We start from the raw sequence: 11907 nt of genomic DNA, 5'->3' as shown, positions 1-11907 counted from the left end.
ATGGAGCCGTTCGTCAGCATCGCCTCGATCGCCGCGCCCCTGCTCGAGCGCGATATCGACACCGACATCATCTTCCCGGCCCGCTACCTGCTGCTGACCAGCAAGACCGGCCTGGGCCGATACGCCTTCTTCGAGCGGCGCTACGAGGATGACGGCAAGACCGAGAAGGCCGACTTCCCGCTCAATCAGCCCGCCTTCCGGGGCGCCCAGATCATCGTCGCCGGATCGAACTTCGGCTGCGGCTCCAGCCGCGAACATGCGGTCTGGGCCCTGGCCGATCTCGGTGTGAGGTGCGTCATCGCCGACAGCTTCGGCGACATCTTCTATTCGAACTGCTTCAAGAACGGCCTGCTGCCCGTGGTGGTCACGCCCGAACAGCGCGCCGATCTGACGGCCCGCGCCGCGGCGAGAGAAACGCTGGACGCGGACCTTGAACACCAAGAGATCCGCACCGCCGACGGCGGGGTCATCGCCTTCCGGGTGGACGGCTGGCGGCGGGAGGCTCTGCTGAACGGTTGGGACGAAGTCGCCACGATCTCGCGGACGCGGGGCCAATCCATCGCCGCCTTCGAAGACGCGCAGAGAAAGCGCTGCTCCTGGCTCTATGCGGACGAGTGATCGCGGCGCGCGCGCATCGGGGCTGTCCGCATCGCGGATAGTCTCGCCTCCGTCCGCGCGAATTCCGGCCACTGGCCTAAGTCTCGGGACGTCGCGGACTTCGCGCGGCGCCGTTGCAAGGTTGTCAGATGGCCGATCCCATCATCCGGCGGAAGCTCGACCGTAAGGAATTCTTTGTCGCGCCGGGCGTGCAGGACATGATTACCGCCGCCATCTGCCGGAAGGTTGGCTTCGAGGTGGTCTATGGCACGGGCTACTGGCTGACGGCCTCGGCCTATGGTCTGCCCGACGCGGGCATCGCCACCTACAGCCAGATGCTCGACCGCATGGCGACCGTGGTCCGTTCGTCGAACGGCGCGGTCATCGCCGACGCCGACACGGGCTACGGCGGCCTGCTCAACGTGCATCACACCGTGCGCGGCTACGAGGCCGCCGGCGTCACGGCGATCCAGCTGGAAGATCAGGAATTTCCCAAGAAGTGCGGCCACACCCCCTTCAAGCGGGTGATCTCGCTCGAGGACATGGTCGACAAGATCCGGGTCGCCGTGGATGCCCGCGAGGACAAGCAGAACTGTCTGATCATCGCCCGCACCGACGCGCGGGCTAGCGAGGGCATGGACAAGGCCCTGAAGCGGGCCGAGGCCTACCGGAAGGCCGGCGCCGACGTCATCTTCTTCGAGGCGCCTCAAAGCGAAGAGGAGATGCGCCGGGCCTGCGAGACCATCGACGCGCCGATGATGGCGAACATGGCCGATGGAGGTGTCACCCCGATCCTGCCGGCCCAGGTGCTGAAGGACATTGGCTACGCCTTCGCCATCTACCCCTCGATGACGAGTCTGGTCGGCGCCGCCGCGATGGAGGCGGCGCTCGTCAAACTGCAGACCACGGGCGTCAGCGCCGACCCGGCGACCCCGATGTTCGACTTCAAGGAGTTCTGCGGCCTGATCGGCTTCGAGGAGGTCTGGGCCTTCGAACGCAAGTGGGGGGGACAGGCGTGACCGGCTTCACCTTCGAGACCACCCCACGCATCCTCTGTGAGGACGGCGTCAGCGGCAGGCTCGGCCAGCTCGCCGCCGAGCTCGGGATCAAGCGGCCACTGATCGTCACCGACCGCGGACTGTTTGAGCTTGGCGTCCTGGACGACGCGCTTGACAGCTTCAAGGCTGCGGGTTTGCCCGTCGAGCTGTTCCGCGATGTGCTCGCCGACCCGCCAGAAGCCTCGATCGAGGCCGCCGCGCGGTTCGCCAGGGCTCGCGACACCGACGGCGTGATAGGTCTCGGCGGCGGCAGCTCGATGGACACCGCCAAGCTGGTCGCCCTGCTGGCGGGCCCCGGCGGCCAGACCCTGACGCAGGCCTATGGCGTGGAACGGGCGCGCGGCCCGCGCCTGCCGCTGATCCAGGTTCCGACCACCGCGGGCACCGGCTCGGAAGTCACCTCCATCGCCATCGTCACCACGCCGGACGACCAGAAGGTCGGCGTCGTTTCCCGTCTGCTCTATCCCGACATCGCGGTCCTGGACGCGACCCTGACGTTCGGCCTTCCGCCCCGCATCACGGCGATGACCGGCATCGACGCCATGGTCCACGCCATCGAGGGCTATACCAGCCGCATCAAGAAGAATCCGGTCTCCGACAGCCTGGCGCTGAAGGCGCTGGAACTGCTGTCGGGCTCGATCCGCGCCGCCGTGGCCGACGGGCGCGATGTCGACGCCCGCCGCGCCATGCTGCAGGGCTCGCTGCTGGCCGGCATGGCCTTCGCCAACGCGCCGGTGGGGGCGGTCCATGCGCTCGCCTATCCCATCGGCGGCCTTTTCCACGTGCCGCATGGCCTGAGCAACGCGCTGGTGCTGTCGCCGGTGCTGGCTTTCAATCAACAGGCCGCCCAGGCGCATTACGCCGAACTGTGCCGCGTGGTCGCTCCGCGAGCCGTAGGCGCCACCACCGAGTCCGCCGCCGCGGGCTTCGTCGCCGCCATGGCCCAGCTGGTCGCCGACATGCCCATGGAACAGAGCCTGACCCAGGTCGGCGTCCAGCGCCAGGACATCGAGCGCATGGCGACCGACGCCATGAAGGTCTCGCGCCTACTCGTGAACAACCCCCGCGACGTCAGTCACCAGGACGCCGTGGACCTCTATCTCAAGGCGCTCTGAGGCGTCGAACCGACAGATCGAAGGGGCAGGGGCGACCCCGCCCTCGGGAGCAGATCAGAATGGCGTATCGATTGGGTGTTGATGTCGGCGGGACCTTCACGGACCTGCTGTTGCTTGAGGAGCGGACTGGCGCGTTCTGGCGGCACAAGACGCCGTCCACGCCCGCCGACAGCTCCATCGGAATCCTGAATGGCGTGACCGCCATCTGCGAGGCCGCGGGCGTCGCGCCGGCCGACATCGAGGTGTTCCTGCACGGCACGACCGTTGCCACCAACGCGGTTCTGGAAGGCAAGGGCGCGCGCGTCGGCCTGATCGTCACCCGAGGCTACCGTCAGATCATGCAGATCGCCCGCAGCTTCGTACCGGGCGGCCTGGCTGGCTGGGTGGTGTGGAACAAACCCTCGCCGCTCGCGGCCCTCGTTGACACCTTCGAGATCGGCGGCCGCATGGACGCCCAGGGCGTCGAGCTCGAACCCATCGACGACGCCGAAATACGAACGGTGCTCGAAGGCCTCAAGGCCCAGGGCGTGGAAGCGATCACGGTCTCCCTGATGAACGCCTACCTGAACGGCGCCCACGAAAGGCGCGTCGGCGAGCTGGCGGCCGAGATCATGGGCGATGTCCCGGTCTCGCTGAGCCACGAGGTCCTGCCCGAGATGCAGGAATACGAACGCACGCTCACCACGGTGGCGAACGCCAGCGTCCGGCCCATCGTCGGACGCTATGTCCGCAATCTGCGCACGAAGCTGCGCGACGCGGGCGTGGCCGGAAAGCTCTCCCTGCTGCGCTCGGACGGCGGCCTGATGTCGTCGGAGAAGTCCGAGCACCATCCGGTCTCGCTCCTGATGTCGGGCCCAGCGGGCGGTGTCACCGGCGCGCTCTGGGTCGGCAAGAAGGCTGGCATCCACAACATCCTCACCCTGGATGTCGGCGGGACGTCGACGGACGTCGCCCTGATCGAGAACCTGGACGCGCGCCGCGTCCGCACGACGGAGGTCGGCCACCTCTCGGTCCGCGCCTCGGCTCTGGACGTGAAGACCGTCGGCGCCGGCGGCGGCTCCATCGCCTATGTTCCCGAGCTGACCAAGGCCCTTCGCGTCGGCCCGCAGTCGGCCGGCGCCGTGCCGGGCCCGGTGGCCTATGGCAAGGGCGGGACCCTTCCGACCGTGACCGACGCCAATGTTGTTCTGGGCTATTTGCCCGAAGCGCTGCTCGGCGGGACCTTCAAGCTCGACCGCGAAGGCTCGGTCCGCGCCGTGCAGACGATCGCCGACGCGCTTGGCATCGGGCTCTACGAGGCCGCGCGCGGCATCATCGACATCGTCAACGAGAACATGTTCGGCGCTCTGCGCATGATCTCGGTCCAGCAGGGCTACGATCCGCGCGATTTCGCCCTCATGGGCTTTGGCGGCGCGGGTCCCTTGCACGTCAACGCCGTGGCCCGCCTGATGGGCAGCTGGCCGGCGATCTCGCCGGTTTCCCCGGGGGTGCTCTGCGCGCTTGGCGACGCGACCACCCGGATGCGCACCGAGACCGCCCGCTCGTTCTCGCGGCGATTCGACCAGACCACGGCGGAAGAAGTCATCGCCCTGCTCGAGGAGATGGCGCGTCAGACCCGTGAAGAACTCATGGCGGACGGCCTGCCCGAGGCCGAGATCACCGCGCTCTTCGAGATCGACGTCCGCTACGAGGGGCAGGCCTTCGAGGTGCCGCTCGCCATTGATCCGGAGACCTTGCGGCGCGATGGCCTCGCCGGCGTGACCTCGAGGTTCGATGAGGAGCACCAGCGACTCTTCACCTTCAAGATGGATACCCCGCACGAACTGGTGAACCTGCGGGCCGTGGCGCTGGGGACCGCTCTCGATCTTCCGGCGGCCGAGCCGCCTCAGGGCACTGGCGACCCCATCGCCGCCAAGATCCGCGACCATGAGCTCTGGATCGACGGGCGGATGCACCCGGCCGTGATCTATGAGCGCGCCAAGCTCTGCAAAGGCGACGTGATTCCGGGGCCGGCGATCGTCACCGAGATGGACTCCACCACCCTGATCGAGCTCGGCTGCGTCGGCACGGTCGACGCCATCGGCAACATCCTGATCACTCTGGCTTGAGGAGCAGACCATGCCCGCCACGATCATCCAGAGCAATTCGACGCCGTTCGAAAAGATCGCCATCGACCCGGTGACCCTTGAGGTCATCGAGAACGCCCTGCGCAACGCCCGTGTCGAGATGGACGCCACGCTGGTGCGCACGGCCATGTCGCCCGGCATTCGCGAGCAAGGCGACGCTTTCCCCCTGATCGCCGATCACAAGGGTCGCATGGTCGTGGGCCAGTTCGGCTCCTACATCGGCCCGTTTCTCGAAGGCTTCGAGGGCACGGTCGAGGACGGAGACATGATCTTCCTCTCCGACCCCTATTCGGTCGGCGGCGCGATCAGTCATTCCAACGACTGGCTGGTGCTGCTGCCGGTGTTCAAGGACGGCCGGCTGATCGCCTACACGTCGATGTTCGGCCACCAGTCCGACATCGGTGGCAAGGTGGTGGGCTCCATGCCCATCGACGCCCGCTCCATCTTCGAGGAGGGCGTGCGCATCCCGCCGGTGAAGATCTGGAAGGCCGGGGTCTATAACGAGGACCTGATCCGTCTGGTCATGCACCAGACCCGCAAACCCGATTGGTGCGCGGCGGATCTCAACGCCCTGATCGCGGCCTGCCGCGTGGCCTCGCGCCGCGTGATCGAACTCGCCGAGCGTTTCGGCGACGACGTCTATGTATCCGCCACCGAAGAGCTGCTGGCCCGCAACTACCGAGCCATGAAGCAGCTGATCCTGACCTCGGTCAGCGAGGAGACGGTCAGCTTCGAGGATTATGTCTGCGACGACGGCCTCGGCTATGGCCCCTACAAGATCCGTTGCACCATGCAGCGCGTGGGCGAGAAGGTCGTGCTCGACTTCTCCGGCACCGATCCCCAGAGCCAGGCCTCGATCAACTTCTTCCTCAACGAGAACATGCTGCGCATGTTCTTCGGCATCTACATGATCATGGTCTTCGACCCGCAGATCCTGTTCAATGACGGCTTCTACGACCTGATCGAGGTGCATATCCCGGAAGGCTCGCTGCTGAAGCCCGCCTTCCCCGCGGCGCTTTCAGGCCGCACTCACGCGCTCGGCCGCATCTTCGACATTCTGGGAGGGCTGCTCGGCCAGAAGACGCCCGAGTTCCTGACCGCGGCGGGCTTCTCGTCCTCGCCGCACCTCTTCTATTCGGGCTTCGACGCCAAGGGGCAGTGGTTCCAGCTCTTCCAGATCGGGTTCGGCGGCATCCCCGGCCGGCCCATCGGCGACGGCCCGGACGGCCACTCGCTCTGGCCGGGCTTCACCAACGTGCCCAACGAGTTCCTGGAGCGCTACTTCCCGCTCGTCATCGAACGCTACGAGACCGTGGCCGACTCCGGCGGCCCCGGTCTTCATCGAGGCGGCAACGGCATCCACATGACCTACCGGTTCCTGGAGCCCGGCACGATCGCCATCCACGATGATCGCTGGTTCATCCCGCCCTGGGGCGTGAACGGCGGCGAACCGGGAGCTCGCGCGCGCAAGCTCCTGGAAAAGGCCGATGGTACGACTACCGTCGTCGGCAACAAGGTCGAGGACGTGCCGGTCGAGGCCGGCGACCGCCTACATTTCATCACCTGGGGTGGTGGCGGCTGGGGCGATCCCCTGGATCGCGATCCGTCCCTTGTGGCGCTGGAAGTGACGCAAGGCCTCGTCACAGTCGAGGGCGCCCGCCGCTATGGCGTGGTGATCGCGGACGGCGGACTGGACGCGAGCGCGACCTCCGCGCTCAGATCCCGGATGCACGCCGCGCGTCCCGCCGAGCAGGGCGTGTTCAACTACGGTCCCGACTTGGAGACCTTGCGCCGTAACTGCCTGGCCGAGACCGGCTTGGAGGCTCCCAAGCCGCCGATCCGGCCGACGCGCCTCGCCGCCGAGTGACCTCGCGGCGATGCACGCCGGGGAGAGCATCCGGACGGTGGAGATGTTCCAGGACATGGGGGTGAGTGTGAACGTGCGGAATGTCAGCCGAATTCCTGGTCTGCAGCGTGCCGACCTGGTCCGTAGCGAGGCGTTCATCGGCGGCGCGTGGGTTGGAGCCGAGAGCCGAATCCTGGTCGAGAACCCCGCGGACGGCTTGGTCGTCGGCGACGTCCCCAACCTCGGCGCAGCTGAAGCGATGGACGCCGTGACCGCCGCCCGGGATGCGATGCCCGGCTGGCAGGCGCTCACCGGCAAGGCGCGCGGCGAGGTCCTTCGCCGCTGGTCCCAACTCATGCTGGCGCACGCCGAGGATCTGGCCCGGATCATGACCGGCGAGCAGGGCAAGCCGTTGGCGGAGGCCCGAGGCGAGGTCGCCTACGCCGCGGGCTTCCTCGAATGGTTCGCCGAGGAGGCGCGTCGCGTGAACGGCGATGTCCTGACCCCGCACGCCGCGGACAAAAGGCTCACGGTGCTGCGGCGGCCCGTGGGGGTGGTGGCGGCGATCACGCCCTGGAACTTCCCTCTGGCGATGATCACGCGAAAGGCCGGGCCGGCCCTGGCGGTTGGCTGCGCGATGGTTCTCAAGCCTTCGGAGCTCACCCCCCTGTCGGCGCTCGCGCTTGCGAAGCTCGCCGAGGAAGCGGGCGTCCCGCCCGGCGTGTTCAACGTGATCACGGGCGAGGCCGCCCCGATCGGCGAGGTGCTGACCGGCGACCCTCGCGTCCGCAAGTTCACCTTCACGGGATCGACGGCGGTCGGGAAGATGCTCGCTGCACGATGCATGGCGACGGTCAAACGGGTGTCGCTGGAACTCGGCGGCAATGCGCCTTTCATCGTCTTCGACGACGCCGATATCGAGGCTGCGGTGGAGGGCGCGGTCGCCTCGAAGTTCCGCAATACGGGCCAGACCTGTGTCTGCGCCAACCGGTTTTTCGTCCAGGCGGGCATCCACGATCGCTTTGCCTCCGCCCTGGCCGAGCGTGTCGGCGGGCTCCGCCTTGGCGCCGGCCTGACAGGTGAATTCGACCAGGGGCCCCTCATCGATGTGCGCGCCGTCGCCAAGGTCCGCGCTCACATCGCCGATGCGGTTGAAGGCGGCGCGCGCATCCTGACCGGCGGCCAGTCGGCGGCCGTGGGTGCGTTGTTCTTCCAGCCGACCGTGCTCGTCGGCGTGCGGCTGGACGCCCTGGTGAACCGCGAGGAGACGTTCGGGCCGCTGGCGGCGATCACGCGGTTCGAGACGGAGAGCGAGGCCGTCCGAATGGCAAACGACACCTCGACCGGGCTCGCCGCCTACGTCTTCACCAAGGACATGTCGCGAGGCGTCCGACTAAGCGAAGCCCTGGAGTGCGGCATGGTGGGCCTGAATACCGGTCTGATCTCGACCGAGATCGCACCATTCGGCGGCGTCAAGGAGTCCGGCATGGGACGGGAGGGGTCGCGATATGGACTGGAGGACTACCTCGACCTGAAGCTTGTCTGCGCCAAGATCGACCTCAATTAAATCGCCGGCTGGGATGGCAGATAGAGCACAGGCGCGCGAATTTACCGGGATCTGGGGCGGACCTGTGCTGATGCCCGTGCATGACCTTGAACTGACGCCTTCCATCGGCGCACCTCCAGAAACTGGACATTCAGGCTGTCGAGCCGACCAGTTCGCATAGAGCCTTTTCACGCGGTCAGGCGTCCGACTCCAGCGGGCCCTTGCTCCGCTCACGGCGGCGGTCCCTAGCCCGACTTTCCAGCGTCTCCGCTGGGCGGGTCGCAGATGACGAAATCATCCGCGCGCACCAAATTTTGGCCAACGCAACGGGCGCTCCGAAGAGCGTGCTGTATTTTATGCGGAAACGATGGTGGCTGGCGGAGAGGGTGGGATTCGAACCCACGGTGCCCTTCCAGGCACGCCGCATTTCGAGTGCGGTACATTCGACCACTCTGCCACCTCTCCAGGCCGCCGTTCCGAGCGGTTTTTGGAACCGCCCGAGGTCGAGGGCGCGATACCTAGCGGCGTCGCCGCTGGGACGCAAGCCCTTCTTCCCAGCTTTTTTCCGCCTGGAGCATGACAGCCGAAAGTGGTTGCCGGTTTCGGCGGCCACCATGCGCCAAACTCTTGAAAGAGAGCCTGTTTATCCGTTTCGGATGGGACATCCGAAGCGGACAGGCTCTCTGCCTTTCGGTCGCGGAATCATCTGAGTGCAGCGGAAAACGGCGATGGTTTTTCCGCGCGGGTCCGTCACGAAACGAAAGCCTAGAGCTTGGAGATATCCACCGGCGGGAAGCGCGGGCCGCTTTCCGGTTCGGACGGCAGCTTGCCCGAGCGGATGGCCACGCGCAGGGCGGCCGAGGCCAGCACCGGGTCGGGCAGGATGGCGTCGGCGGCGGTGCGCAGGGCGATGAAGTCGAGCCGGTCGATCTTGTCGTTCAGCTGGATATTGGCGGCCTTTTCCTCGGCCACGGTCGACTCGCGGACCTCGCCGGCGCAGACGCCGGGCAGGATGCGGGTGCGCGGCGGCAGCTTGAGGAACTTGCGGGCGTCGTCCCAGGCCTTGCCGGCGTCGGCGCCGGGGATGTCGCAGCGGCCGGCGCCCTCGGCGGGGGCCAGCATCAGGTCGCCGGTGAACAGCACGTCGCCCATCAGATAGGCGACCGCGCCAGGCAGACGGCCGGTCAGGGCGATCGGCGTGAACTCCACGCCGCCCATCGGGAAGCTGTCGCCGTCCTGGGCCAGCTTGTCGAAGTCCCAGCCGTCCAGGTCGACCATGGTCTCGCCGAACTTGGGAGCCAGGCGCTTGAGGCTGTCGACGACCTTGGCGCCGATGCAGATCGACGCGCCGGTTTCGTATTTCAGATGACCGGCGGCCGACAGGTGGCCGGCGTGAAGGCCGGTCTCCAGGATCCAGGTCGGGCCCAGGTCGCGGGCGCGGATTTCGGCGATGATCCGGTTGATGAAGCTGGCGTCCACCGCCTCGGTGACGGGATCGAAGTCCAGGACCGGATCGACAATGGCGCAGAGATAGGTGGCGGGATCGACGATCAGATAGGTCACCGTCCCCGTCGCGGGATGGTGGTATGCGATGATTTCCGGCTGCATCAATCTGCCTCAGACGCCCGAGGCCGGCACCATGGCGGCCAAGCCGTTAAACATCCGCGAACGGCGATAAGGCTTTCGACGGTTTCTAGGCCGTTTGGCGCCTGCCCGCTCAGCGCCTGTCGGCGGCGGCGCAGGGATGGCTTCCGTCGCGCATGCCCTCGACCCAAAGCGGCTCGACATAGCGGCTCCCATCGCGGAAGCCGGGCGCGCAGCCGTCCGGGGTGTCGGAGCCGCCGCGGCGGTTGCCCGTCATGATCGACAGGGCGACCGACTGGCTCTCGCCGCCGCGCGTGCGGCCATATCCTGGGCCGTAGCCATAGCCGCCGCCGTAGCCATAACCGGGACCATAGCCGCCGCCATAGTAGGGATCGTACCAGCCGCCGCCATGCTTGCCGAAGTCGGTCTTGGAGACGGCGACCCCGACCGTGGTGTTCTCGCCGACCGGGAACAGGCCCGAGGCGTAGACGCTGCGATAGCCGCCGGTGCCGACGGATACGCCCATCTCGCCATGAACCTTGCGCTTGCCGTTCTCGTCGCGGTCGGCGGGCAGCAGGCCGCGCGGGCCGTCGTCGACCTCGGGGCCGGGATTGGCGGCGATGAAGGCGGCGATCTGTTCCTGGGTAGTCAGCTGCCTGACCGGCGCCGGCGCCGCCGGAGCGGCCGGAGCCGTGGCGGTCAGGGCCTGGGCCGAGGGCTTGGCCTGGGCGGTGGCGATGACCTCGTCGTCCTCGCTCGCGAAAGCAGGGCCCGCGAGAACGGCGGCGCTCAAGCTCGCGGCGGTCAGGGCGATAATCGCGAGATGATGCCGCATGGGACGCTCCAACATGACCCGGCCGATAAACTGGACCGCCCAAGAACTAGACCGGTAAGCCAGCGCAATTAGGGCGCTTTTGTTGCCAGGGCGCAAGTTTAACCCGCCTTGTGAATATGGGCCGGGGTCAGAGCGTTTCCAGTCCCGCCTCCAGCGCGGCCATGTCAGGGGGCAGGGGCGTCTCGAAGCGCAGGGTCTGACCGGTCACGGGATGGACGAAGCCCAGCACCGCCGCGTGCAGGGCCTGGCGCTTCAGGCCCGCCGCCGCGACCTGCTCGCGGACCGGTTCCGCCGCCTGGCTGGCGCCATAGACGGGATCGCCCAGGCACGGCGAACCCTTGCTGGCCATGTGGACGCGGATCTGATGGGTGCGGCCGGTTTCCAGGCGGCACGCTACGCGGGCGGCCAGCGGTTTGTCTTGTAGCCCGAACGCGGCCTCCACCCGGTAGTGGGTGATCGCCCGGCGACCGCCGGACTTCAGCACGGCCATCTTCTTGCGGTCGCCGAGCGAGCGGCCCAGCAGGGTGTCGATCGTGCCGTGGGCCGGCGACGGCGCGCCCCGCGTCAGGGCGACGTAAAGCCGGTCGATGTCGTGGGTGGCGAACAGCTTCGACAGGCCCTGGTGCGCCACGTCGCTCTTGGCGGCGACCATGACGCCGGAGGTGTCCTTGTCGAGGCGGTGGACGATGCCCGGCCGCGCCACGCCGCCGATGCCCGACAGGCTGTCGCCGCAATGGTGCAGCAGGGCGTTGACCAGGGTGCCGTCCGGCGTGCCGGGCGCCGGATGCACGGCCATGCCGGCGGCCTTGTCGACCACGATCAGGTGCTCGTCCTCGTAGAGGATGGAGAGCGGAAGGGCCTGCGGCTCAGGATCGGCCGGGGCGGGCGGCGGCACCGACAGCACGTAGGTCCCGGCCCTGGCCTTGCGCGAGGCGTCGGTGATCGGCTGGCCGTCCAGGGAGAGGCGGCCTTCGCCGATCAGGGCCTGCAGGCGGGCGCGCGACAGGTCGGGGAACAGCGGGGCCAACACCTTGTCCAGGCGCTGGCCGGCCAGGCTGTCGGGCAACTCGGCGGTCAGCGTCTCGCCGGCGCCCGCTTCGGGAGCATCGGCGTCCAGGGCGTCGTCATCCAGCTGGTCTTCGACTCTATCCACCGGGGTTTCATCGCTCCGTCACACGCTCGTCGCGTAGCCGACATGGC

9 protein-coding genes and 1 tRNA gene are annotated in these 11907 nt (G+C 67.7%); 6 read left to right on the top strand and 4 right to left on the bottom strand.

Annotated features, from left to right (window positions below):
- From leuD to AC07R7_RS12220, 6 genes are all read left to right on the top strand, one after another.
- Positions 1 to 618: a 3-isopropylmalate dehydratase small subunit gene (gene leuD / locus AC07R7_RS12245; RefSeq protein ID WP_494635336.1), complete on the top strand. Its 618-nt coding sequence runs from the start codon at positions 1 to 3 to the stop codon at positions 616 to 618.
- Between the two features lie 128 nt (positions 619 to 746).
- Complete coding sequence (locus tag AC07R7_RS12240) at positions 747 to 1616, top strand: isocitrate lyase/PEP mutase family protein (protein ID WP_492887017.1); 870 nt, start codon at positions 747 to 749, stop codon at positions 1614 to 1616.
- Positions 1613 to 2770 carry an iron-containing alcohol dehydrogenase gene (locus AC07R7_RS12235; RefSeq protein ID WP_494635335.1) on the top strand — a complete coding sequence of 386 codons (1158 nt, stop codon included), beginning with the start codon at positions 1613 to 1615 and terminating at the stop codon, positions 2768 to 2770. The genes AC07R7_RS12240 and AC07R7_RS12235 overlap by 4 nt, the downstream gene beginning before the upstream one ends.
- A 59-nt stretch (positions 2771 to 2829) precedes the next feature.
- Positions 2830 to 4878 carry a hydantoinase/oxoprolinase family protein gene (locus tag AC07R7_RS12230; protein ID WP_494635333.1) on the top strand — a complete coding sequence of 683 codons (2049 nt, stop codon included), beginning with the start codon at positions 2830 to 2832 and terminating at the stop codon, positions 4876 to 4878.
- A gap of 10 nt (positions 4879 to 4888) precedes the next feature.
- A complete protein-coding gene (locus tag AC07R7_RS12225) occupies positions 4889 to 6763 on the top strand; it encodes a hydantoinase B/oxoprolinase family protein (protein WP_494635332.1) in 1875 nt (624 codons plus the stop codon).
- Positions 6764 to 6806: 43 nt separating this feature from the next.
- Positions 6807 to 8309 (top strand): NAD-dependent succinate-semialdehyde dehydrogenase, encoded by a 1503-nt coding sequence (locus tag AC07R7_RS12220; protein ID WP_494635331.1) that lies wholly within the window; start codon positions 6807 to 6809, stop codon positions 8307 to 8309.
- A 354-nt stretch (positions 8310 to 8663) separates the two neighbouring features.
- Here AC07R7_RS12220 and AC07R7_RS12215 read toward each other — a convergent pair.
- The 4 genes from AC07R7_RS12215 to AC07R7_RS12200 form a co-directional block, all read right to left on the bottom strand.
- Positions 8664 to 8753: transfer RNA gene (locus AC07R7_RS12215), tRNA-Ser, on the bottom strand.
- 300 nt (positions 8754 to 9053) lie between these two features.
- Positions 9054 to 9899: an MBL fold metallo-hydrolase gene (locus tag AC07R7_RS12210; protein ID WP_492887012.1), complete on the bottom strand. Its 846-nt coding sequence runs from the start codon at positions 9897 to 9899 to the stop codon at positions 9054 to 9056.
- 106 nt (positions 9900 to 10005) lie between these two features.
- The gene (locus tag AC07R7_RS12205) at positions 10006 to 10707 is read right to left on the bottom strand and encodes a hypothetical protein (protein ID WP_494635330.1); all 702 of its coding nucleotides are present in this window, start codon (positions 10705 to 10707) and stop codon (positions 10006 to 10008) included.
- A gap of 127 nt (positions 10708 to 10834) precedes the next feature.
- Positions 10835 to 11860 (bottom strand): RluA family pseudouridine synthase, encoded by a 1026-nt coding sequence (locus tag AC07R7_RS12200; protein WP_494635329.1) that lies wholly within the window; start codon positions 11858 to 11860, stop codon positions 10835 to 10837.
- Between the last annotated feature and the right edge of the window lie 47 nt (positions 11861 to 11907).

It is taken from the genome of Caulobacter sp. GW821-FHT05F04, from assembly GCF_059419665.1.
This window is presented reverse-complemented; position numbering and strand designations above follow the sequence as displayed.

Bases quoted from the DNA above. Each gene is read 5' to 3' on its own strand.
- AC07R7_RS12225 (WP_494635332.1), top strand. From the start codon at position 4,889: ATGCCCGCCACGATCATCCAGAGCAATTCGACGCCGTTCGAAAAGATC.
- AC07R7_RS12240 (WP_492887017.1), top strand. From the start codon at position 747: ATGGCCGATCCCATCATCCGGCGGAAGCTCGACCGTAAGGAATTCTTT.
- AC07R7_RS12205 (WP_494635330.1), bottom strand. From the start codon at position 10,707: ATGCGGCATCATCTCGCGATTATCGCCCTGACCGCCGCGAGCTTGAGC.
- AC07R7_RS12230 (WP_494635333.1), top strand. From the start codon at position 2,830: ATGGCGTATCGATTGGGTGTTGATGTCGGCGGGACCTTCACGGACCTG.
- AC07R7_RS12220 (WP_494635331.1), top strand. From the start codon at position 6,807: ATGTTCCAGGACATGGGGGTGAGTGTGAACGTGCGGAATGTCAGCCGA.
- leuD (WP_494635336.1), top strand. From the start codon at position 1: ATGGAGCCGTTCGTCAGCATCGCCTCGATCGCCGCGCCCCTGCTCGAG.